This is a genomic window from Nocardiopsis sp. L17-MgMaSL7 (genome assembly GCF_003182025.1).
GTDB lineage: Bacteria > Actinomycetota > Actinomycetes > Streptosporangiales > Streptosporangiaceae > Nocardiopsis > Nocardiopsis prasina.
In genome coordinates this window covers 1-21814 of the sequence record NZ_QGTF01000010.1, presented here as the reverse complement: position 1 = coordinate 21814, position 21814 = coordinate 1, and the positions used below count along the sequence as shown (strand labels likewise).

General features: G+C 70.7%; 21 protein-coding genes. 10 read left to right on the top strand and 11 right to left on the bottom strand.

All coding sequences use genetic code 11. The features are described from left to right. Positions 1–225 precede the first annotated feature (225 nt). The 3 genes from BDW27_RS18310 to BDW27_RS18300 all read left to right on the top strand — a co-directional run bounded on the left by BDW27_RS18310 (position 226) and on the right by BDW27_RS18300 (position 4823). On the top strand, positions 226–1413 hold the full coding sequence (locus tag BDW27_RS18310; RefSeq protein WP_110050536.1) for an ROK family transcriptional regulator: 1188 nt from the start codon (positions 226–228) through the stop codon (positions 1411–1413). Positions 1414–1771: 358 nt separating this feature from the next. Continuing rightward, positions 1772–2482: a hypothetical protein gene (locus BDW27_RS18305; protein WP_017544340.1), complete on the top strand. Its 711-nt coding sequence runs from the start codon at positions 1772–1774 to the stop codon at positions 2480–2482. Positions 2483–2984: 502 nt separating this feature from the next. Further along, the gene (locus BDW27_RS18300; RefSeq protein WP_110050534.1) at positions 2985–4823 is read left to right on the top strand and encodes an LCP family protein; all 1839 of its coding nucleotides are present in this window, start codon (positions 2985–2987) and stop codon (positions 4821–4823) included. A 493-nt stretch (positions 4824–5316) separates the two neighbouring features. Here BDW27_RS18300 and BDW27_RS18295 read toward each other — a convergent pair whose 3' ends face one another. Continuing rightward, positions 5317–6471 (bottom strand): hypothetical protein, encoded by a 1155-nt coding sequence (locus BDW27_RS18295; protein ID WP_110050532.1) that lies wholly within the window; start codon positions 6469–6471, stop codon positions 5317–5319. Between the two features lie 375 nt (positions 6472–6846). Next, complete coding sequence (locus BDW27_RS18290) at positions 6847–7695, bottom strand: hypothetical protein (RefSeq protein WP_110050530.1); 849 nt, start codon at positions 7693–7695, stop codon at positions 6847–6849. 316 nt (positions 7696–8011) lie between these two features. Here BDW27_RS18290 and BDW27_RS18285 point away from each other — a divergent pair, with 316 nt between their 5' ends. Then, positions 8012–9748, top strand: coding sequence for a GAF domain-containing sensor histidine kinase (locus BDW27_RS18285; protein WP_110050528.1), 1737 nt, complete (start codon positions 8012–8014; stop codon positions 9746–9748). Positions 9749–10081: 333 nt separating this feature from the next. Here the strand turns inward: BDW27_RS18285 and BDW27_RS18280 are convergent, their stop codons facing one another. Genes BDW27_RS18280 through BDW27_RS18265 form a run of 4 tightly spaced genes read right to left on the bottom strand, consistent with a single transcriptional unit; the run spans position 10082 to position 13735 of the window. Continuing rightward, positions 10082–11314 (bottom strand): ABC transporter permease, encoded by a 1233-nt coding sequence (locus BDW27_RS18280; protein ID WP_026129210.1) that lies wholly within the window; start codon positions 11312–11314, stop codon positions 10082–10084. Then, positions 11311–12099: an ABC transporter ATP-binding protein gene (locus BDW27_RS18275; protein ID WP_110050526.1), complete on the bottom strand. Its 789-nt coding sequence runs from the start codon at positions 12097–12099 to the stop codon at positions 11311–11313. The genes BDW27_RS18280 and BDW27_RS18275 overlap by 4 nt, the downstream gene beginning before the upstream one ends. After that, positions 12096–13241: a peptidoglycan-binding protein gene (locus BDW27_RS18270; RefSeq protein WP_110050524.1), complete on the bottom strand. Its 1146-nt coding sequence runs from the start codon at positions 13239–13241 to the stop codon at positions 12096–12098. Before BDW27_RS18270 ends, BDW27_RS18275 begins: the two co-directional genes overlap by 4 nt. Continuing rightward, complete coding sequence (locus tag BDW27_RS18265) at positions 13238–13735, bottom strand: hypothetical protein (RefSeq protein WP_110050522.1); 498 nt, start codon at positions 13733–13735, stop codon at positions 13238–13240. The genes BDW27_RS18270 and BDW27_RS18265 overlap by 4 nt, the downstream gene beginning before the upstream one ends. Before the next feature lie 227 nt (positions 13736–13962). Between BDW27_RS18265 and BDW27_RS18260 the strand changes: the two genes are divergently transcribed. Then, complete coding sequence (locus BDW27_RS18260) at positions 13963–14619, top strand: response regulator transcription factor (protein ID WP_049579705.1); 657 nt, start codon at positions 13963–13965, stop codon at positions 14617–14619. 1 nt (position 14620) lies between these two features. Beyond that, entirely contained in the window at positions 14621–15856 is a 1236-nt protein-coding gene (locus tag BDW27_RS18255; protein ID WP_233515804.1) for a HAMP domain-containing sensor histidine kinase, read from the top strand. A gap of 466 nt (positions 15857–16322) precedes the next feature. On the opposite strand, the gene BDW27_RS18250 is transcribed toward BDW27_RS18255, so the two are convergent. From BDW27_RS18250 to BDW27_RS18235, 5 genes are all read right to left on the bottom strand, one after another. Then, positions 16323–16838 carry a GNAT family N-acetyltransferase gene (locus BDW27_RS18250; RefSeq protein WP_110050520.1) on the bottom strand — a complete coding sequence of 172 codons (516 nt, stop codon included), beginning with the start codon at positions 16836–16838 and terminating at the stop codon, positions 16323–16325. 184 nt (positions 16839–17022) lie between these two features. Then, positions 17023–17181 (bottom strand): hypothetical protein, encoded by a 159-nt coding sequence (locus tag BDW27_RS27540; RefSeq protein WP_199560701.1) that lies wholly within the window; start codon positions 17179–17181, stop codon positions 17023–17025. A 314-nt stretch (positions 17182–17495) separates the two neighbouring features. Continuing rightward, positions 17496–17753 (bottom strand): hypothetical protein, encoded by a 258-nt coding sequence (locus tag BDW27_RS18245; protein WP_233515803.1) that lies wholly within the window; start codon positions 17751–17753, stop codon positions 17496–17498. 266 nt (positions 17754–18019) lie between these two features. Further along, positions 18020–18571, bottom strand: coding sequence for an ATP-binding protein (locus tag BDW27_RS18240; RefSeq protein WP_110050516.1), 552 nt, complete (start codon positions 18569–18571; stop codon positions 18020–18022). Between the two features lie 90 nt (positions 18572–18661). Then, the gene (locus BDW27_RS18235) at positions 18662–19168 is read right to left on the bottom strand and encodes a hypothetical protein (protein WP_110050514.1); all 507 of its coding nucleotides are present in this window, start codon (positions 19166–19168) and stop codon (positions 18662–18664) included. Positions 19169–19734: 566 nt separating this feature from the next. Here BDW27_RS18235 and BDW27_RS18230 point away from each other — a divergent pair. From BDW27_RS18230 to BDW27_RS18215, 4 genes are all read left to right on the top strand, one after another. Next, the gene (locus BDW27_RS18230) at positions 19735–20565 is read left to right on the top strand and encodes a helix-turn-helix transcriptional regulator (RefSeq protein WP_110050512.1); all 831 of its coding nucleotides are present in this window, start codon (positions 19735–19737) and stop codon (positions 20563–20565) included. Positions 20566–20576: 11 nt separating this feature from the next. Beyond that, positions 20577–20768: a DUF397 domain-containing protein gene (locus tag BDW27_RS18225; protein WP_110050510.1), complete on the top strand. Its 192-nt coding sequence runs from the start codon at positions 20577–20579 to the stop codon at positions 20766–20768. A gap of 237 nt (positions 20769–21005) precedes the next feature. Next, positions 21006–21197 carry a DUF397 domain-containing protein gene (locus BDW27_RS18220; protein ID WP_110050508.1) on the top strand — a complete coding sequence of 64 codons (192 nt, stop codon included), beginning with the start codon at positions 21006–21008 and terminating at the stop codon, positions 21195–21197. Between the two features lie 180 nt (positions 21198–21377). Next, entirely contained in the window at positions 21378–21653 is a 276-nt protein-coding gene (locus BDW27_RS18215) for a DUF397 domain-containing protein (protein WP_370446532.1), read from the top strand. Positions 21654–21814 lie beyond the last annotated feature (161 nt).

Below are 21814 nucleotides of genomic sequence, written 5' to 3'. Positions count from 1 at the left end.
GCTCCTGCGAGAGGGGGAGGACGTGCGAGGGGTGGGACGGGGGCGCGGAGGTGGTGGCGGGGGGCTACCGCCGCACTGGGGGCGAGTGGCCGTGGATCGGGGGCCCATGGTCCGGTTTCGACCCTAATCGCACTATGGTAAAAAACCAAGCACACTTCATAACATTAGTTTACATAAGTGCACGAACTTCGAGCCACACCGCCAAGCGAATGGTTGAATGAGGGCATGGCCAGAACCCCGGGACGCCTGTCCTCCACCGCCACCAGCGGACACATCCTGGAGATGATCCGCACCGGCAGCGCCACCAGCCGCTCCGAGATCGCCCGCGCCACGGGGCTCTCCCGTCCGTCCGTGGCCCTGCGGGTCACCGAGCTGATGGACGGCGGTCTGGTGACCGAGGGGACCCGCGCCGCCTCCAGCGGGGGCCGACCGCCCACACTGCTGGAGTTCAACGCCTCCAACGGGCTGATCCTCACCGCGGCCCTCGGCATGGCCCGCAGCCAGGCGGCCGTGTGCGATCTCGACGGGCGGGTGCTGCTGCGCACCCCCGGAACCCCCCGCATGGAGCAGGGCCCTGACGCCACCGTGCCCTGGCTGTTGGACACGTGGTCGGAGCAGATCTCCGAGCTGGGCCGCTCCCCCGACGAGGTGCGCGGGGTGGGCATCGGACTGCCCGGCACCGTGGAGTTCCACGCCGGACGCGCCGAGGACCGCCCGGTCCTGGGCAAGTGGGCGGGCGTGGCCCTGGGCCCGATGGTCGCGGAGCGCTTCCCCGTCCCGGTGATGGTGGACAACGACGTGAACGTGATGGCGCTCGGGGAGCACATCGCGGGCGGTCACGGCCACACCGACGACATGGTGTTCGTGAAGGTCTCCACGGGGATCGGCGCCGGTCTGGTCTCCGGCGGTCGCCTCCTGCGCGGCGCCCTGGGCGCCGCCGGGGAGATCGGCCACGTCCCCGTACGGGACGGCGGCGGCCTGCCGTGCCGCTGCGGCAACACCGACTGCCTGGAGTCGGTGGCGGGCGGGCGCAGGCTCCTGGACCAGGCCGCAGAGCAGGGCCGCGAGGTGGCTGGCCTCAAGGAGCTGGTGGCGCTGGCGTCGGAGGGCGACCCGGTGGCGGTCACCCTGGTGCGCGAGGCCGGGCGGCGGCTGGGCGAGACCCTGGCGGGCGCGGTCAACCTGCTCAACCCGGAGCTGATCGTGCTCGGCGGCGACCTCTCGGAGGCCTACGACCACCTGGTGGCGGGCGTGCGCGAAGTGGTGTTCCAGCAGTGCACGGCCCTGGCCACGCGCCAGCTGAGGATCGTGGCGAGCACGCTGTGGGACGACGCCGGCGTGCGCGGCTGTGCGGCGATGGTCAGTGAGGAGATCCTCTCACCGGAGGCCGTGAACGCCCTCTTGGCCGGTTAGGTCCACCGGGACCACCGGATGCGGCGGTGCGGCCGCGGCTGCCCGGATCACCCGGAGAGAGCCGGGCGACTGTCCACAGGCTGTGGACAGCGAGGTTTACCCGAATCGGGGCCGGGCAAGCGGTAGTGAGGACGAACTGTCGATCCTGCCCCCGTCTGTCCTGAACTGGGAAGGCGCCGCGTCCGCGGGCGCCCGCTCCGTCGTGACACTTGACAACGAGCACCGAACTGCCGAATAGTCACGCACCCGAGTACCAGCTGGCACTCGGACACCCTCCGTCACCCCCGCACCCGCCGCCCCCGTCAACACCGTGGCCATGTCCCGTGCGGACCACCGCCCGGAAAGGTCTCCCGTACACATGCTGCTCGAAAACCCCGCCGTGCTCGTCGTGATCGGCGCCGGGATCAGCCTCGTCACCAGCGTGGTCGTGACCGCGCTGCACTCCCGGCAGATCCGCCGCGCCGAACTGCGCACCGGCACCCGCACCTCCGCCCGCAACCTCACCAGCGCCTTCATCGCGGAGCGGGACGGCACCGGCGATGGCACCGACTTCCTGCGCGAGGCGGAGCTCACGGTCATGTCGATGACCGACCGCAAGGCCCGGGAGCGACTCGGCGAGGTCGTCCGTCTGCTGCGCGAACACGACCTGCCCGAGGTCGAGCAGCTGAGCGGGGTCAGCGCGGCCACCGCCAAGCGCGTCCTGTGCGACCACGCCCTGGAGGTCCTCGGCGCGCACCTGCGCGCGGACCGTCTGCCCGAGGTGCCCGCCCTGATGCGCAAGATGCTCAGTGTGGAGGAGGAGGCCCTGAGCATCCACTCCGGCGAGGCCCCCAGACCCAGCGCGCCCATCGAGAAGAGCTCGGTCACCCCGCGTCCGCGCCACACCGGCACCGCCAAGGCCGCCAGCGGCTCCGGAAGCACCGGAGGCAGCGGCGGAACCGCGCGCAAGACCACCAAGGGCACGAGGACCGGTGCCAAGCCGAGCGGCAAGGGCGGTGGCCGTGCTGCGACCGCCACCGCGGAGGAGCCCGAGAAGAAGGAGAAGGAGAGCGGCTTCTGGGACGACTGATCCCGATCGGGCCGCGAGCGATCCGCGGAATCCGGAGGCTCCCAGACTCGGGCAGAACGTGACCATCAGCCCGTATGCCCCCTCCTCACCACCAATAACCCGCGTCGCACCGGCGCGTCGGAAGTGGTTCCCAAGGGAACAGATGAGACAGTCGGACAGAAAACTCGCAGACGACTGCCACCCGGCGAAGGAATTGTACGGCGCAATTGTGGTCAGGAACCGCGCGCATGGACAACCCGAGCACGCACTCGACGAGAACTTCACCTAGGATCACTGCCACGCGCAGGTTCCGGTGTACTTGGCGAACCCAGTCCGTTGGTGTCCCGGCTTTTCACCATGCCTCGGCACTCCCCCTCGGCGATTTTTCGGTCAGGATTCCGGTCTGCCCGCGTGTTTCCCCCGCGCGACCCCCGCCCTCCCCCGGACTCGGACGCGTGACCCTCCAGGGTCGGTGTCCGGCCGTTGGCACGCCCAGCCGTCCGAACTCACCGAGATTGTCACGATGCCCGCTGACGAGAACTCCGCCGATTCCGGCGCGGACCAGACACCAGACGAGAACTCCGAGCCCTCCGCGCAGGCCGAGGGCGCCGAGGAGCAGGACGTGAGGCGGGAAGGGCCGGACGAGACCGGCCCCGACTCCTCCGGTCCCGCCGACTCCGACGCGCCCGGCGAGGCCACCGAGCCAACCGAGCCCGAAACTCCCACCGAGGAGGCTTCGGCCGAAGGCGAGCCCGCGACCAGCGGGGAGGACGCTCCGGAGACCGTCGTCATAGACGTCGACGCGCCGGTCACGACCACGGGGGCCGGTTCGGGGGACACCGAAGCCGAACCCGGGGAGTCCTCGGAGCAGAGCCCGGGTGAGGGCCCGGACAGGGCCGCGGACGAGGGCCCGGACAGGGCCGCGGACGAGGGCCCGGACGAGGCCGCGCGGAAGGACGGGGAGAAGGACTCGGAGGAGGACGGCGACGAGACCGTCACCGCCGCCGCCTCGGTGCCGGACACCGACGGCCCGGACACCCCGGAGCCGGGCGCCGAGGCCGCACCGGACGGCGACGCCGAGGGGGCCGGGGCCGGGGACGACCCGGAACCGGACGCCTCACCCGCGGTCGCCGCGGCCGCGTCCACGTCCGCGTCGGGCAAGAGGAACAAGCGCAAGCGCAGCCGCCTGCGCAGGGTGGTCATGTGGACCTCCGCGTCCCTGGCGCTGATCCTGCTGGTCGGGGTGGGCACCGCCTACGCCTACTACTACTCGCTGCGCTCCGACATGGTGCAGCACGACATCGAGGCACTGCTCGGCGACGAGGAGCGGCCGGACAAGATCAGCGACGCCGTCAACATCCTCTTCATCGGATCGGACGGCTATGAGGAGGACAGCCCCGCCTACTCGACCGAGTTCGAGGGCGAGCGCTCCGACTCCCTGATGCTCGCGCACATCTCGCCCGACAAGCGCGTCTCGGTGGTCAGCTTCCCGCGCGACTCACTGGTGCAGCTGCCCGAGTGCGACTCCTACGGCAAGACCGAGGGCACCTACGGCTACTTCGGCATGATCAACGCCGCGATGTACCACGGCGGACCGCCCTGCGTGGTGCGGACCATCGAGACCCTCACCGACATCCGGGTCGACCACTTCGTGCACCTGAGCTTCGCGAGCTTCCGCGACGTCGTGAACGCCATGGGCGGGGTGGACATGTGCATCCCGGAGCCCATGCAGGACCGCCGCGCCAAGCTCGACCTCGACGCCGGCGACCAGACGCTCGACGGTGAGCAGGCGCTGTCCTTCGTCCGCGCCCGCTACGACATCGGCGACGGCGGGGACATGGGCCGCATCGACCGGCAGCAGATGTTCCTGGCCGCCCTGGCGGACCAGGTGACCAGCAGCGACGTGCTCAGCAGCCCGAGCAAGCTCAACGGCATCCTCCAGGCGGTGGCCCAGCACAGCGCCACCGACCGCGAGCTGTCGCTGGACCGGATGCTGTCCATCGCGGTCACCATGGCTGACGTGGACCTGTCCGACATCGAGTTCCACACGGTCCCCTGGTACCAGGCGCCCTACGACCCGAACCGGGTCATGTGGCACGAGGAGGAGGCCGCCGAGCTGTTCTCCGCCGTGCGCGAGGACCGCCCGCTGCCCGCACTGCTCGCCGACGACTCTCCCGTGCCGGAGGAGCAGCCCGGGGACGAGCCCACTCCGGTCGACACCGGCTCCGAGGGCGCGGATGAGGAGGCCGAGTCCGGCGCCGCCTCCCCTGAGCCGTCCGCGCGTCCGGGCGAGGGACGCGACGCCACGTCCAACCCGTGCCAGGACGGCCTCGGCTTCGGTACCGGCGAGGAAGGCTGGTAGCCACGAGCGGCCGAACCGTTCACGCAGAGGGCCTCCACCGCGGACAGCGGCGGAGGCCCTCTCGTCTCCGGTGACGGGGCGGGCCACCGACGGAGGCCCCGCACACGCCGAGGGTCGTCCACCACCCCGTCGCGGGGGTCGTGTCCCGCCCCCTCAAGGGTCGTATCCGCCGTCCCGTGACGGCCGATGGCCAAGGCCCACACACGCGCAGGGACATGTCCCGCCCCCCGCAAGGGTCGTATCCGCCGTCCCGCGTGACGGCCGGTGGCCGAGGCCCACACACGCGGAGGGCCCCCGTCGCGATCCGCGACGGGGGCCCCTTCATGCCCCTGGCAGGGCAGGTGCCCCGGGCGGCGGGAACTCTGGCTCTCCGCTGGTACGTGCCGGGAAACCCCCACAGTCCCCACTGGCACCACGGTCAACGGAGATGGTCCCGCTCACCGCCCGAGGCGTGGTGCGCCCGCCACGACCGACGGGCGCACGTTCGTGGTCCCTACAGTCCGAGCGGCAGTTCGAGGGGCAGGTCGCCGCCGGTCAGCTCCTCGGTGGGCAGCTCGGAGGCGAGGGGCAGCGGGGCGACCTCGGGCTGCCCCAGCTCGGGCAGGCCCTGGACGTCGACCAGGTCGCCGCCGGGGGTCTTCGGCAGCAGGTCGCCGACCAGGTCCGTTCCGGCGCCGGACATCGACAGGGTGTCCTCGACCCCCAGGCCGCTGACAGCGCCACGGACGTCACCCACGGTGTCGGTGACGGCGTCCTCGGCCGCACCCACCGTCTGGAGCTCCGAGGGGCCGGACATCGACAGGGTGTCCTCGACCCCCAGGCCGCTGACAGCGCCGCGGACCTCACCCACGGTGTCGGTGACGGCGTCCTCGGCCGCACCCACCGTCTGGGACTCCGAGGGCCCGGACATGTGCAGCGTGTCCTTGACGTCCTTGGGCAGCAGGGTGGTCAGGCCACCGGTGAGGTCGGCGTTCTCGCCCGCGTCCAGACCGACCGGACCGCTCATCGGGACGGTCTCGCCCAGCTGCTTGACGCCGAGGTCGTCCAGGCCGACCACGTCGAGGCCGGGCTGGTGCAGACCGCTCTGGGCGCGGGTGCCCAGCTCGGTGACGGTGTCGTCGACGACGGAGGCACCCTCGGCCAGGTTGAGGGGGGAGCTGGCGGCACTCAGCGGCAGGGTCTGGCCGCCGTCCAAGGAGAGGCCGTCGAGCAGGCCGGTGCCGCCGAGCAGCATGGAGACCGGGTCCACCGCGCCGCCGGCCTCGCTGAGCGGCAGGGTCTCCGTGGCCTTGCCGAGGTCCAGCGGGCCGACGTTCCCGGCATTGTCCTTGCCGGTCGTGACCGGGGTGTCGGCGGAGACGGTGTCACCGACGACCGTCCCGACGGGGGCGCTCTGGCCGGACTGGTGCTGGATGTCGGGCTGGGCGGAGATCTCGCCGGGCTGGACCTTGACCAGGTCGCCGAGCGGCGTGGAGACGCCCTCGGTCAGGACGGCGGGCACCCGGTTGCCCAGATCGCCCAGGGGGAGGCCGTCCGTGACACCGCCGAGTGTGTCGGCCCCGGCGACGCCGGCGCCAAGGGCGACGAATCCAGCGGTCCCGGCGGCCACGAGCAGGGTCCGAGCAGAGGTACGGGCGGTGTGGAACATGAGTTTCCTTCCGGAGTGAGCGTGTGTTCTGTTCGAGGGACGCGACGGAGCGGGTGTCGTGCCCCGTCGCGTCGGACCGTCTCCCTGGCCAGGGGTTCCGGTCCTGAGGGTGGTACGGGCGAGCTCTCCGGTCGGTGAACCCCCGCGTCCCTGGTGGGGGCGAGCGGGATCGATCCGGATCCAGTCGGTCGGTCTGGCGGACCACCGGCTGACGTGAACCTCGCGTTCGAGGTGCGGGGTTCACGTCAACCCCCAGAAGGTCACCGCGTGGCTGGTGCCGCTGGGAAGGGTGTGGCTTGAATAGCCGTGCCGGGCTGATCGCGTGCGGCGCGGGACGCTCGGGGCGTGCGGCGCGGGACGCGGTCCGGTGGTCCGCTAGTCCGGAGAGAAGGTCGGCTCGTCCGCGGAGTCGGCGGGAGCCGAGCGCAGGACGTGCCGGGCGGCCTCGAACAGGCCGGGGGCGGGCGCCGGGGCGCCGGTGACGGGCAGGAACCCGGCGACGGCGGGCGCGGAGGCGGTGCCACCGGACGCGGGGGCGCTGCCGCCCGCGATGGTGGTGAGCGCCTCGGTGGAGCGGGGGGCGGTCTCGGTGGCCCGGTCGCGCTCGGTGACGCCCTTGGCCCGGTGCTCGACGGAACCGCGCTCCTGGGCCGCGACCAGGACTTCGGCGGCGGGCCGTTCGGCCACCGCACGGTGCTCCTCCGGGGCCTGGGCCTCGGTCTCGCGGTCCTGACGGTCGTCGGCGGAGGGGGCGTCGCCCTCGGACCCCGGCGCGGGTTCGGTGACCTGCGCGGGGTCGGTGGCGACCAGTTCGGACAGGTGGTCGGGGCGCGGAAGGGAGGTCTCCCGGACCACGTCCCGCACCTGCTGGACGGGTGCGGAGGCCTCGGTCTCGACCGCACGCGCGGCCTCCGAGGCACCGTCCACCGCCTCCGTGGCGTGCTGGGTGGCGCGATCACTCACGGTGGTGACCGCGCCGCTGAGGGAACCGCCGAGCGTCTCGGTGCCCGCCACCAGGCCGGAGGAACTCCCCACCACACCGGCGGTGAGGGGGTTGTCGGCGCCGGGCAGCTCCGAGGAGTGCGCCGGGGCGGCGGAGACGAGCCACACGGTGAACAGGACCCCGGTGAGCAGACCGGCGAGCGTCAGCGCTCGTCGGAGCGGTTCCGGACACACGGTGGGACGGACGCCGATGGCGCCGACCGTACCGTGGTATCCAGACACCGGGGCTTCCTTCCGCCGTGTGAGCCGGTCCGTTCCGGTGAGGTACCGGGGGACGACGGGCTCGAGGGATTCGTGTGAGTGGCACCCCGGAACCTGGGGGTGCGGGGGCGGGGCGCGAGGTCACAGAGTGCCTTCCTGCGCCGACTGACGGTGACGTTAGCATGAATTGCCGGGCCCCTGTCCTCGATTCCCAAGGAATTCCCAGCACCTCGAACAAGCTTCCTAGCAGGAAGATGTGGCAAACCGGGAAAAAACCAACGACAATTCGAGTATTAGCCCTCAACCCCTCAACGGCTCTGCGGAGGTTGAACCACACATGACCAAGATCCCCCAGAGCCACCGGTGGTCCCCGAAGTCCCTGGACGAGCTCCTCGCGGATGTGCACTCCCAGATGAACCCGGGGCTCTCCGCTCAGGGGAGGATGCACTCTCTGCTCCAGGCCGTCCTGGACATCGGTGGCGATCTGGACCTGGCGACCGTACTGCGAAGGCTCACCGAGGCCGCCGCCCACCTGGCCGAGGCCAGGTTCGCCGGGCTGGGCGTGATCGGTGAGGACGGCGGTTTCACCGAGTTCATCCCGGTCGGGTTCACCCAGGCGCAGGCCGAGCGGATCGGCCGGTTCCCGCACGGCAAGGGCGTGCTCGGCACCCCCTCGTTCGAGCAGACCACGCTCCGCCTCTCCGACCTGCGCGACCACCCGGACTTCGGCGGGTTCCCGGAGGGCCACCCGAGGATGACCAGCTTCCTCGGGGTGCCGATCCAGGTACGCGGCGAGGTGTTCGGCAACCTCTACCTGACGGAGAAGGAGAACGGCGGGGAGTTCGACGAGGAGGACGAGACCATCGTGACCGCGCTGGCGACCGCCGCCGGTGTGGCCATCGAGAACGCCCGTCTGTACGAGGAGACCCGGCTGCGCGAGCGGTGGCTGGCCGCCTCCACGGAGATCACCACCCGGCTGCTGTCGGGCGCGGACACCGACGAGGTGCTGGCCTACCTCGCCGCGCAGGCCAGGGAGATTGCTGGTGCGGACACCGCCGTGGTGATGCTGCCGGACCCGCACGCGCGGGGGCACCTGTTCGCGGAGTTCGCGGACGGCCCGATCGCCCAGGAGATCCTGGGGACGCCCGTGGAGATCCAGGACTCCGCCTGCGGCTCGGTGTACGAGTCGGGTGAGGCCGCGGCCGTCCCCGACCTGCGCCAGGCCAACTGCCCCATGCTCACCCACCGCGGCTACGGCCCCGGGTTGCTGGTGCCGTTGGGCACCCCCGGCAACACCCGCGGGGTGCTGCTGCTCGGCAAGCTCTCCGAGCGGGCGCCGTTCGACTCCAACATAAGGCGCATGCTGAACTCCTTCTCCGTGCAGGCGGGGGTGGCGCTGGAGTTGGCCGAGGCCCGGCGGGACAGCGAGCGGATCGTGGTCCTGGAGGAGCGCGACCGGATCGCCAAGGACCTGCACGACGTGGTGATCCAGCGGCTGTTCGCGTCCGCGATGACCCTCATGAGCACGGTCCGGCTCATCGGCTCCACGGAGGCGGAGGAACGGGTCCAGCGCACCATCGACGAGCTGGACAGCACGATCCGGGAGATCAGGTCGACCATCTTCGACCTCCAGCACCCGCCGAGCCGACGGGACACGTCGCTGCGGGGGCAGATCCTTCGGCTGGCGGAGAACACCGCGCACAGTCTGGGCTGCCACCCGGGTGTGAGCCTGGACGGCCCGATCGACGCGTCCGTGCCCGACGAGGTGGGCGAACAGCTGCTGGCTGTCCTGGGTGAGGGGTTGACCAACGTCGCCCGGCACGCGCGCGCCACGGAGGTGCACGTCTCGGTGACGGTGGAGGAGCAGTCGACCACCGGCCGGCCCACCACCCTGGTTTTGACCATCACCGACAACGGGGTGGGGCTGCCCGAGGAGGGTCGCCGCAGCGGCCTGCGCAACCTGGACCAGCGGGCCCAGGCGCTGGGCGGCGGGTTCAGCGCGGGCAGGGGCGAGGAGGGTGGCACCGTGCTGGTGTGGAGGGTCCCGGTCCCGGGCTCGAACGCGCAGCCGTGAGGCGCGACCCCGGCAGCACCCTGCCGGTGTGCAGGATCCCGGTCCCCCAGGCTCCGACGGCACACAGGTGTGGGGCAGAAGCCCGGCAACACCATGCCGGTGTGAAAGGTACCCGTCCCGGGCTCCAGCGCACAGCCGTGAGACACAACCCCGGCAGCACCCTGCCGGGGTGGAAGGTACCGGTGCCGGGCTCCGACGGCACGCAGGTGTGAGGCACGATCGGCTGCATCGAACCCGATCGGCGGCCCGGACCCGGGAAGTACCGGGTCCGGGCCGCCGTGGTTCACGGACCCGGGGCTCAGACGGAGCCGGGAGCTCAAGCAGTGCCGGGGCTCAGGCGGTGCCGAGCGCTTCGGTGGGGTGCTGTGCGGCGGCCCGCAGTGCGGGCACGATCCCGGCCACCGCGCCGATGACCACCGTCGCGGCCACCGCGCCCGCCCCCGCCCACCAGGGCAGGGAGACCGGCCAGCCGCGCAGCAGCGCGTACCCCGCTGTGGCCAGGGAACCCAGGAGCACCCCGAACACCCCGCCCAGCGCGGACAGGGCCATCGCCTCCACCAGGAACTGGCCCCGGATGTCGCGTCGGGTGGCGCCCAGGGCGCGCCGCAGGCCGATCTCACCCCGGCGCTCCAGCACGGAGATGACCATCGTGTTGGCCACCCCCACGCCGCCCACGAGCAGGGCGACCCCGCCCAGCCCGAGCAGCAGGCCCTGGAAGGTCTGGTCAGCGGCCTGCTGGGCCTCCAGCGCGTCCGACGGGCGGGAGACCTTGGCCTCGTTCGGCTTCTCCGGGTTGGCGTTGCGGCCCACCTCGTCCCGGACCCGCTCCACCTGGTCGGGATCGACCCGCACGTACACCGTGGAGGCCTCGCCCTTGGCACCCAGCACGTCCTCGGCGACCCGCTGGCCGACCAGCGCGGCGTTGTCCAGCTCCGGCGCCAGCTCCACCCGTTCCAGCACACCGACCACGGAGAAGTAGGTGTCCCCGATCAGCACCAGCGTGTCCGGGGTGATCCGGTCCACGCCGAGGCGCCCGGCCGCCGACGCGCCGAGCACGACGGCGGGGTGGTCGGAGGTGGCCCCGTTCAGCCACGTGCCCTCGTCCACCTCAGCGCGGACGGCCTCCAACAGGTCGAGGTCCACCCCGTAGGCGGTGATACCGCCGGACTCCGCGCTCGGCACGAGGTCGCTCCGGTAGACGTGGGTCCCGCTCACCTGCTCCACCTGCGAGGTGTGCTCGACCTCCGGCATGCGGTCGATCCGCCCCCGCGCCTCCTCGGGAAGCTTGGCGGCGTCGCCGAACAGGTCCTCGCCCGGACTCACGGTGACCAGGTTGGTGCCGAGCCGTGCGATCCGCTGTTCGAGTTCGGCCTGGCCGGAGGAGGAGACCCCCACCACCGCGACCATCGCGGCGATCCCGATGGCGATGCCCAGGGCGGAGAGCACCACGCGCGTGGGCCGGGCGCGCAGCCCGCTCGATCCGGTGCGCAACCGGTCGACCAGGGAGAGTCGGGCGGGGCGGAGCGGTGATCGGCGGTCGCGCCACCGCCGCAGGAGCCCCCTCACCGGCCCGCCTCCGCCCGGCTCCACGTACTCTCCGGGCCCGGAGCGACGCCCGGAGCCAGGGGGTTCTCCGAGGCCGGTGGGACGCCAAGGGCTCCTGGGTCGCCCGCTCCCCGTGAGGTACCCGAGTCCTCGACGACACGGCCGTCGCGCACCTCCACGCGGCGCGGCAGGGAGGCGGCCAGTTCACGGTCGTGGGTGATCACCACAACCGTGACTCCGTCCCCGTTCAGCTCCCGGAGCACCCGCATCACGGCGTCGCCGGAGGCGGTGTCCAGCGCCCCGGTGGGCTCGTCGGCCAGGAGCAGCGGCGGCGAACCCACCACGGCCCGGGCGATCGCGACCCTCTGCTTCTGCCCTCCGGAGAGCTCGTGCGGCCGGTGGTGGGCCCGGTCCGCCAACCCCACGCGCTCCAGTGCCCGCCGGGCCCGCCGCACGCGGGTGCGGGCCGGGACGCCGGAGTACAGCAGACCGTCGGCCACGTTGTCCACCGCGTACACGTTGGGTGCCAGGTGGAACTGCTGGAAGACGAACCCGATCGTCCGCGCCCGCAGCGCGGAGAGCTGGTCGTCGGTGAGCTCGCCGACGTCGTGGCCGAACACGCGCACGTGGCCGGAGGTCGGGGCGTCCAGGGTGCCGAGCAGGTTGAGCAGCGTGGACTTCCCCGACCCCGAGGGGCCCACGATCGCGAGCATCTCCCCCCGCTCGACGTTCAGGTCCACGCCGTCCAGCGCCCGAACCCCGCCCGGATAGTGGCGGCTCACCCCGGTGAACTCCACGGCGGTCATTCGGGAACCACCACCTCGGTGCCCGCGTCGACGCCGTCGCCGGTCACCTCCACGAGCCCGTCGGAGAACCAGCCGGTCTCCACCGGAACGTCCCTCACCGCTCCGTCGCCGCCCACCACGGACAGCCCGTAGCCTCCTCCGGAGAGGGCGATCAGGGCACCGACCGGGGCGGCGAGCACGTCCTCGCGCGACTCCCCCTTGGCCCGGACCTTGACCGGCGCCTGGTCCAGGAAGCCCTCGGCGCCGTCGCCCTCCGCGTCGAGGGAGACCAGTACCTCCACGGTGGCCGAGCCACTCCCGCCCATACCGGACTCGTCCTCCTCCACCTGTGCCACGTCCCCCACGGACTCCACTTCGCCGTCGACCGTCTGGCCGTCCGGCATCTCCACGGTGACCTCGTCGCCCTCGTCGACGAGGTCGCGGTCGCCCACCTTGAGGTCGATCCGGACGACTCGGTGGGTGGACGCGGTGGTGAGCAGGGGGGTCGCCGGTCCCACGCTCTCGCCGACCGCCGCCTCGTGGCCGGTCACCCGGACCGGTCCGGAGACGTACCAGATCTGATCGGGCTCGACCGTGCCGGTGACCTCCATTCCCTCGGTGTCCCTCTGCCAGCGCCTGACCGCCTCGGCGGTCAGCCACGTGTACTCGTCGTCCACGGTGAAGCCGCCGTACCCGAGTTCGGCGAGCGCCTGCTCGAACTGGCGCACGTCCGGCCCCTTGGATCCGGGCTCCAGGGTCCGGTAGGCGGGCTTGTCCCCGCGCAGCAGGATGACGGGACGGCCGTCGATCTCCCAGGCCCGCTGCCCGGCGGAGCGCTCGGCGCCCACCTCGGGCAGCCAGGTGAGCACCCCGTCGGACCTGGCGAAGAACGACCCCGCTCCCGCGTAGCCGAGGGTGCCGTCCAGGCGCTCCTCGCGCAGCAGGGTGGTGCGCTCGACCGAGGCGGTGGCGCCGGGGGCGGTGGTCTCCTCCTCCTTGGCGCCCTGGGGCCAGCCCCAGGCCGTCACCGCCGCTCCGGCGCACAGGACCACCAGGCTCAGCAGCGCCGCCGCCAGCCACAGGAATCCCCGGTTCCGCCGGGGCCGACGCCGTTCGGTGTCGTCGGCCCCGTCCTCGGGAAGGAGTTCGGTGTCCGCGCTCACGAGTCGTCCTCGGGTCCGGCCTCGAGCTCCAGGCTCCGCCCGCCCTCCTCGGTGCAGGAGCTGACGGCGGCCATGTGCTCGTCGTCCTCGGGGTCGACCGGGATGGCGAGGCCCATGCCGCGCTCGGGGTCCTCGACGTCGATGCCGTTCTCCCGCAGGCACTCGGCCACCATGAGGTCGGACTCGAACTGTTCCTCCTCGGAGGGCGCGTTCTCGTCCACCGGGAGGAGCGCGTCGCACTCCTCCATGGCCGCGAGCATCTCCTCGTCCGGTTCCTCCATGGCGGGGAGGGCGACCATGCCGCCGTCCGAGTCGGGGTCGGGCATGTCGAAACCGGCGTCGCGCATGCAGGCGGCGTAGTCCAGCATCGCCTCCTCCATGGTCTTCTCCTCGGTGGACTCCGAGTCCGCCGCGTCGTCGCCGAGGGCCCCGCAGCCGGTGAGCAGGAGCCCGGCCGCCGCCGTGGCCACGGCCGTGAGGGTCAGTGAACGCATGTGGTCCTCCAGGTTCGGGCGCCGTTTTTCCGCCGACGCCGCTTGTGGGTGCACGCCACATGTCAGCGGGACCACGGTTAGCCGGTGGTTAGGGTCCGCAGGTTTCGCGAGCCTCCGGTTCCCCGGCCAGGCGGGGGCTCGGCGGGGTTAACCTCGGCCTAACCGGGCGGCGGATAGTGCTGGTCAGTCGGGAAAGCGACGGCTGGAGACTGGGGCGAGGGGGAAGCGTGCGCATTCTGGTGGTGGAGGACGAGCCCGACCTGGCGGAGACGGTCGCCGAGGGGCTGCGTGGTGAGGGCATGGCGGTGGACGTGTGCCACGACGGCGACACCGGGCTGGAGATGGCCACCGTGCACGACTACGACGTGGTCGTCCTGGACCGCGACCTGCCGGTGCTGCACGGGGATCAGGTGTGCCTGCGGATCGCGGAGGACCCCGGGGTGCAGGCGCGGGTGCTGATGCTCACCGCCGCAGGCGGGCTGGAGGACCGGGTGGACGGGCTCGACCTGGGCGCCGACGACTACCTGGCCAAACCCTTCGCGTACCTGGAGCTGGTGGCGCGGGTGCGTGCGCTGGGCCGCCGGGCGCGTCCGGCCGCCCCTCCCACGCTCAGCCGGGCGGGTCTGGTGGTGGACACCACCCGCCGGACCGCCTCCCGGGACGGGCGGGCGCTCGCGCTCTCCCCCAAGGAGCTGGGCGTGCTGGAGGAGCTGCTGCGCGCGGACGGGGCGCCGGTGACCGCGACCCACCTGATCGAGAAGGTGTGGGACGCCCACCTGGACCCGTTCAGCGGGGTGCTGAAGGTGGTGGTGCACGGGTTGCGCCGCAAGCTCGGTGCGCCCGCGGTGATCGAGACCGTCCCCGGCCACGGATACCGGATCTGACATGGCTGCCGCTCCCATGGCCGTGCCACGACGCTGGCTGGACCGGTTCACCAGCCTGACCCTGCGCACGAAGCTCGCCCTCGTCTACACGGGGGTCTTCGCCCTCGGCGGGGCGCTGCTCCTCGCCGCCAACTACGCGATGGTCTCCGCGAGCCTGGAGATGCGTGGGGTGGAGCTGGCCACGACGGCGGTGATTCCCAATGGCGACCCGGCCGAGACCCTCGTCGCCCCGGCTCCGACCGTTCCCGCGCCGACCGGCGAGGCGGCACCGGTCACCGGGTGGGAGGAGACCGAGCCCCTGGCCGTCCTGGTCGACGACTACCAGGTGGGGGTGCTGTCGGACCTGCTCCTGAACTCGGTGCTGATTCTGCTGGGCGTCACCCTGTTGGCCGCGCTGGCCGGGTGGGTGATCGCGGGCGGGCCGCTCCGGCGCCTGCACCGGGTGACCGACGCCGCGCGCACCCTGTCCGAGCACGACCTGCACAGCAGGCTGGACCTGCACGGGCCGGACGACGAGTTCCGGGAACTGGGCGACACCTTCGACGGGATGCTGTCCCGGCTGGAACGGGCCTTCGACTCCCAGCGCCGATTCGTCTCCAACGCCTCGCACGAGCTGCGCACGCCGTTGTCAGTGCAGCGTGCGGCGCTGGAGGTGCCCCTGGCCCAGGACCGGGTGCCCGACGACCTGCGGCCCGCCTTCCGCAGGGCGCTGGACTCGGTGGCGCGCAGTGAGGCGCTGATCAGCGGGTTGCTGTTGCTGGCCCGCTCCGATCGGGGGCTGGCGCGGACCGAGGAGGTGGACCTGGCGGAGGTGGTCCAGGGCGCGGTCGCCCAGCAGGCGGGCGCGGCCGAGGAGGAGGGGGTGGACCTGCGGTTGGACGTGGAACCCGCTCCGGTGGACGGCGATCCGGTTCTGTTGGAGCACCTGGTGCGCAACCTGGTGGAGAACGCGGTGCGCTACAACACCGCCGACGGGTGGGTGGAGGTGCGGGTGCGCACGGCGGCGGGACGCACGGTGCTCAGGGTGACCAACTCCGGGACGGAGGTGCGTGACGCGGAGGAGCTGTTCGAGCCCTTCCACCGTGGAGACGCGGCCCGGCTGCACCGGGACCGCCCCGGGAGCGGGCTCGGGCTGTCCATCGTCCGTTCGATCTCCACAGCGCACGGTGCCAAGGCCACCGCGAGGGCACGTCCGGAGGGGGGACTGGTGGTCACGGTGGGTTTCCCGGAGCTCTGAGTCGGGGGCGGTGCGTGTCCCCCGGTGAGGGGTTCGCGGCGCCGGGTCCCCTGGTTCCGAGGCGTGGGGGGTGGAGTGGTGACCTGCGGCGGGGTGGTCGCGGGGACGCAACTCGGCCGTGACGAAAATACGCAACGAAAGCCGACCCCTGCCGCTGGGGCGGTCCCGGCGGCGGTCGTCGTAACGTTTCTCGACCGGTTATCCACAGGCTGGGGACGGAACCATGCCCCAGCCACCCGCGCCCCTCCTCCAGGAACACCTCAGCCGCTTGTACTGCCCGAGCACCTGACTCCGCTCCCGGCACGCCGGGGATGGTCCCAGACGGCCGGGGTGCGTTGGTGACGCATGGACGGCGTCCACCCCGAAGCGCGCCGCACAGCCGTCTGTGGCGACTTGTACGTCGTCGCCATGTGAAGCACCCCAGGCCGCCGTGGCGGTCTGGGGGCGCTCTTCGTCGTTGGTGGGGTCAGACCGTCATCAGCCCGAGGGCGTCGAGGTCCAGGCGTTCAGCGCGACGCGCGAGTAGGTACAGGTGTCCGGCGCTGCGGTCCTGCTCCTTGATCAGGTCGTACCCCTGGGTCTCGTAGTACTTGACCAACTCGGGGAAGTAACAGCCACGTCGTACCCACTGGCGTCCCTGCCGAGCGGCCTGGTCGACCGCCCACAACGCGATCAAGGTCCCCGGCTTGTGCTCTCGGTAGGCCGGGTCAGTTACGGTCGTGAACAGGTAGAGGGCAGGGTCAGCCGCTTCCTCTGGGGTCCAGTCCTTCGGCGGTGAGTGCGTGGTCACCGTGGTGCATCCGACGACCCGGCCGCCATCTTCGAGAAGCCACATGAACCCGGAACCGGCCTGCCCGGCGAGATCGTCGACTTCCTCGCGCCAGGACTCCAGACCGCGCTGTTCCTGCCACCCGCAGCGGGCACGGATCATCTCGGCCACACCCGTGACGTCATCCTCGGTGGCCGGTCGCATGGTGAACACGCTTCGTCCTCTCAACCAAGGAACGCCGAAGCGCTCATGTGCAGACTCAGAACCTCTAGAAGCTTCGCGTCTCGCTCCTCGACGTAGCTGTCGGCGGTCAGCCTCTCGACCGCGACCCTCAGCCCGTCCGGGTCGACCAGACCATCCGCTCCGGGGCCGTGCGTTGATTCAGCGGGTCAGATGGTTAGCGCTTGGTGGTGTCGTAGGTGTGCGCCGCGTCGGAGGAGCCGGAACTTTTCTTGTACTCGTGGCTCTGCTCGGGGCTCTGCACGACGTCCCGGGGCGGGGACGTGAACAGGCCGGACGGAACGTTCACTGTGGGTGGGGGCATGAAGTCGGACAACGTAGGTCTCCTTCCGTGAAACGGGGGTTCCTGCCCGAAGGGATCTACCCGCTGGACAGGGGTTCGCCGCCGAGCGGGGCGACGTTCGGACCCGCTCGCCCGAGACGGGTCTCCGGGCCCACGGGGTTCGGGGGCGAAACGGGGCTCTACGTGTAGTCACCGCACGGCTTGCCTTGGCACGGCTCACCGCACTTTTCGCAGGCGGTCCATGTCGTCCACGGCGTCTCGCTTCCTCTCTCCAGGCAGTGGTCGCCTGCTTCCCGCGTTTGCGGGGGTGGTCGGGGCCCGGCGAGTGCCGGGCCCCGGTGTTGTGGTCAGGTCGGGATGCCGATCTCGTGGGAGAGGGTTCGGCCGAGGGTGTTCAGGGTGGTCAGGCCCAGGAGGAGGGTGGAGCTGATGGCGGTGGCGGGCCATCCCCACCACCGGCGGGGTGCCCGGTGGCGGCCCCGAGGGAGGGCCGGTTCCGGCTCTGCCCGCGCGGCGGCGGCCGCCCTTTGGGCCTCTTGGGCCTTCTGTTCGCGTTGTTGGCGGGCCACTTTGACCCAGTGCGGGAGGGGTCCGTGTTGAAGCATGTACGCCACCCGGGGGTTGCCGCTCATCTGGCGCAGCAGGCGTTCCTGGCGAGCCTGGTAGGTCTCGTCCCAAGGAGACTCCGACGCCGGAGGCGGGACAGCCCGGGCCCGGGGCGACTCTGATGCCGGAGGCGGGACAGCCCGGGGAGGGGTGGCCCGAGGTGGGGTGGGCCTGGGCTGGTGGGTGCTGGTGGTTGGGCGGTGGAAGCGGTGGCCTCGGGGTGAGGTCAGCACTGACCGCACCTGTGCGCTGAGCTGGTGGCCGGTCATCGGGCACCTCCACCGCAGGAGTCGCCAGCGCAGGTCAGTGCGGGGTGGGTGAACTCGGCCCAGATGACGGTGCCCAACCCTGCGCAGAAGGGGAAGTCCAGCACCGGGCGGGTTCCCCATCGGGTGGCGAGGTGGTCGAGCAGCAGCAGCCCCCGGCCGCGTTCAGCCCGATCCCACTCTTGCCTGGTGCGCCTGCGCGGAACCTTCGGGGAAGAGTCGGTGGTGTCGGTGCGGGTGCCGTCGTCGATGATCGAGATCCGGACCGTTCCCGGGCGGGGCGTGTCCAGGGTGCGGACCACACACCCTTCGGGGTCCTGCCCGGAACGGGAGTGGTCGCAGGCGTTGGCGAACATCTCGCTCAGACACAGCACCATGTCCTGACGGGCCTCGGCCCCGATACCGGTCAGCCCGTTGAGGTCTGCGGCCAGGTCGGTGCGGACTTGGCGGGTGTGGGACAGCTGTCCGGGGTAGAGGCGGCATTCCCACCGGGGCCCGGCGGGTGGGTGGTTCGTGTGGTTGAGGGCAGGGGTGTGCGGCACAATAGCCATGTCGGCAATTCGCTTTCTCTTAGACAGGGGTGGTTGTCGGCCTGCTCTGGGGGTGTTGCTGCACCCGCCAGAGCTTTTTCATGGGCTTCTTCAGGCGGCGGTCGGGGGTTCGGGGCCACGTCGGTGGACGCCGAGGTGGCGGTGCGCGAGCAACCGCAGCAGTTCAGTGCGGTCGGGCGCGGTGATCCTTTCGTAGGGGTCTCCGTCACCGGTCCAGCCCAGAGGGCGGCGGGCCACGTAGACCTCGTGTGGGGGTGCGCCTTCCACGGTCATAGCCCAGTGCTTGTAGAGCAGGGCACAGAGCACGTGCTCCGGTATAGGGAGTCCCTGATCGGCGGTGCTCAGATGCAACACCGACCCAGCCACGGCGGTGACGGTGGTGGTGGGATGGTCGTGGATGGCCTGGTCGATGAGCTGCATCGCCACCTCCGCGTCACCCTCTTCCCGAGCGATCCGCAAGCCTTCCTGGATCAGCGGGAGGCGGTGGCGCAGGGTGTGGGCGTGCCACTCCGCGAGCTGCGCGGAGGTCAGGTGAGCCGGGGCGGTTAGGGCGTTCTCGGCTACGGCCAGCAGGTCCTGGGTGTCAACGTCCAACATCACTGCTCTCCCTCGTTCCGGGTCCACGGGTTGTTGGTCAGGTCGTAGGGCAGGAGGAGTCGCTCCTGTTGGTGGGCCTGTGCGGGGGCGAGCGCGTTCACGGGGTCACCGCCAATCGCCGCAGCCCGGCCAGGACAGCCCCCAGAACCTCCATGGGAATGGTGTCGATCGGCCTCCGGGGTGAGGGGATCAACGGGCCTCGCGGGCGAGAAGTGGTGCGGCGGGGGTTGGCGGCGAAGGCACGCACCCGCGCGGCCTGCCTGGGACGACGGCGACGGAACGCCTCGGACGCGAGATAGCACATGCATGCCAGCGCAGAGAGATTCAGGGATCGGGGCGCCATAGGCGCGCACCTCCGGTATGGGTGCCGGATGAGAGATCCGGCGATGCATTGGGTGTAGCCATCATCACCACTGGCGGCCGAATTTGCAATGCCAATGAACAAATCAAGCGCAGGGGATACGCTTCCACATCCAACTGAGAGATTGGCGGACGGCATTATGTCCCGTAGTGCGAAGATCGACGTAGGATCGGCACAGAGAAGTCGAACCCGAAGGAGCTCCGACGTGTCCGGATCCCCGACCGTGCGCCGACGGCGCCTGTCGTACGTGCTACGAGAGATGCGCGAAGCAAAGGGCTACACCGCCCAGCACGTGACCGACACGCTCGGATGGTCGCGTGGCAAGCTCACCCACATCGAACAGAACCAGTGGAAGAGGCCGAACCGCCGCGACATCGAGGACCTCCTCAACATCTACGAGATCACCGATGCTGAGCGTCGAGAGGCGACACTGTCCCTCGTCAAGCAGTCCCGGCAGCAAGGCTGGTGGGTCAGCTACAGCGATGTGTGGGGATCGGGAACGTTCGTCGGTCTGGAGGCTGAGGCCCGATCGGTCCGAACGTTCGAGGCACTCGCGATTCCCGGTCTACTCCAGACAGAGGAATACGCCCGTGCGGTGATCAAAGCGGGAGGGTTCACCGACGAGGACGAGGTCGATCGCCGAGTCCAGGCCCGCATGATCCGAAAGCAAGTACTCTCCGGTCCCGACGCGCCCCTGTACTGGGCTGTGGTGGACGAAGCTGCCCTTCGCAAGAGCCCTCGCGGACAACTGGAACACCTCTTGGAGGTTCAAGGTCCCCGTCTAGGTGTCCAGGTCCTTCCTGACGCGGCCGGTCCACACGCGGCGCTCACAGCACCGTTCGTAATCCTCGATTTCCCTGATCCGGACCCGGGCACGGTCTATGTCTCCACGTGGTCTGATGAGCTGTTCTTGGAGAAGCCGTCACACTTGGAGCAGTACGAGAGCCTGTGGCGGCACATCACCGCGTTCGCCCTGTCGGTCGAGGACTCCCGGGCCCTGATCCGGACCCTGATCACCGAGAAGCAGAAAGCGTAGAGAACAATCCCATGAGCGTTTCCCGAACCCTCCCCACCAGCTGGCGCAAGAGCAGCTACAGCGGTGCCCGTGACCAGAACTGCGTTGAGGTCGCAGACCTCCCGTCTGCGGCTGCCGTCCGCGACACCCAGCACCGCGATCACGGTCACCTCGTGTTCGAGGCCACTGAGTGGTCAGCACTACTCGGAACCGTCCGTAGGTAGATCTGGAGAGCAGAAGGCCCTGACCGTCTCGGCGAATTCTCGCGGTCGGGGCCTTCTACATGCATTACCCAATGCATTTCCCGCGAGGACCGTACCCCTCTGGCTGCGGGCGGGGACCAGACGCAACTGTCCGCAGCAGGACAGGGGTAGGGACGTTTTCTCCGCACACAGGGTGTAGAAGCGGGCAGGGCTGTGTATGAGTGAGTCACTGCCCCACCCCCAGCGGAGGACCCCAGGATGCACCTTCACATCGACGAACTCACGTTCCGCAAGTCGAGCTACAGCACCCCGCAGAACTGCGTGGAGGTCGCCGACCTTCCCGGTGAGCACCTGGTCCGCGACACCCAGAACAGGCATGCCGGATACCTGGGGTTCGCAGGCACGGAGTGGGCCGCCGCCCTCGGGGTCATCCGCACCGACCAGGTGTAACCCCTGGCACGCAAACTGGCCCTGGCTGTACTCAGCCGGGGCCTGTGCGTTCTACTAGCTGACGCAACTGGGCCGCGTTACCTTGTTGCCCCATGGACAGTGGGTGCCCATGTTTACAACTGGACAGAGCTCGGGACTTTCTCCTCTGAACACGTGGTGTAGAAGCGGGCAGGACCGTTCATGAGCCAGTCAGTACCCCCACCCCCGGCGGAGGCCCCAGAGATGCACTCCCACATCAACGGACTCACCTTCCACAAATCCAGCTACAGCAATCAGTCGCAGAACTGCGTGGAAGTCGCCCGGTACCGCGAATCCTCACACAGTGCGAACGCTAGCGATTGCATGGAGGTCGCTGGCCTGCGGCCCGGTGTCGCGGTCCGGGACTCCAAGTTCCCCGGCCACGGACACCTCCTCTTTCCCGGCCCTGAATGGGTCGCCCTCCTGCATACGAAATAGGGCGTGGTTGCCGGGGCTCGGAAGGGGCGTCACGAACCGCTGACTAGTGGCTCTTCAGAACACGCCCTAGATCGTTGATGGGAAATCTCTGAACCAGCTGCGGGCATGACGAAGGGCGTCGAGGATCAGTGTGTGACGACCGACCTTGACGCCCTTCTGAC

What these genes read in the sequence shown, in the direction of transcription:
- BDW27_RS18245 (WP_233515803.1), bottom strand. Translation starts at nt 17,753, where the DNA reads ATGCTTCAACACGGACCCCTCCCGCACTGGGTCAAAGTGGCCCGCCAA.
- BDW27_RS18235 (WP_110050514.1), bottom strand. Translation starts at nt 19,168, where the DNA reads ATGTTGGACGTTGACACCCAGGACCTGCTGGCCGTAGCCGAGAACGCC.
- BDW27_RS18295 (WP_110050532.1), bottom strand. Translation starts at nt 6,471, where the DNA reads ATGTTCCACACCGCCCGTACCTCTGCTCGGACCCTGCTCGTGGCCGCC.
- BDW27_RS18215 (WP_370446532.1), top strand. Translation starts at nt 21,378, where the DNA reads ATGAGCCAGTCAGTACCCCCACCCCCGGCGGAGGCCCCAGAGATGCAC.
- BDW27_RS18310 (WP_110050536.1), top strand. Translation starts at nt 226, where the DNA reads ATGGCCAGAACCCCGGGACGCCTGTCCTCCACCGCCACCAGCGGACAC.
- BDW27_RS18300 (WP_110050534.1), top strand. Translation starts at nt 2,985, where the DNA reads ATGCCCGCTGACGAGAACTCCGCCGATTCCGGCGCGGACCAGACACCA.
- BDW27_RS18220 (WP_110050508.1), top strand. Translation starts at nt 21,006, where the DNA reads ATGCACCTTCACATCGACGAACTCACGTTCCGCAAGTCGAGCTACAGC.
- BDW27_RS18305 (WP_017544340.1), top strand. Translation starts at nt 1,772, where the DNA reads ATGCTGCTCGAAAACCCCGCCGTGCTCGTCGTGATCGGCGCCGGGATC.
- BDW27_RS18265 (WP_110050522.1), bottom strand. Translation starts at nt 13,735, where the DNA reads ATGCGTTCACTGACCCTCACGGCCGTGGCCACGGCGGCGGCCGGGCTC.
- BDW27_RS18255 (WP_233515804.1), top strand. Translation starts at nt 14,621, where the DNA reads ATGGCTGCCGCTCCCATGGCCGTGCCACGACGCTGGCTGGACCGGTTC.
- BDW27_RS18275 (WP_110050526.1), bottom strand. Translation starts at nt 12,099, where the DNA reads ATGACCGCCGTGGAGTTCACCGGGGTGAGCCGCCACTATCCGGGCGGG.
- BDW27_RS18225 (WP_110050510.1), top strand. Translation starts at nt 20,577, where the DNA reads ATGAGCGTTTCCCGAACCCTCCCCACCAGCTGGCGCAAGAGCAGCTAC.
- BDW27_RS18240 (WP_110050516.1), bottom strand. Translation starts at nt 18,571, where the DNA reads ATGGCTATTGTGCCGCACACCCCTGCCCTCAACCACACGAACCACCCA.
- BDW27_RS18285 (WP_110050528.1), top strand. Translation starts at nt 8,012, where the DNA reads ATGACCAAGATCCCCCAGAGCCACCGGTGGTCCCCGAAGTCCCTGGAC.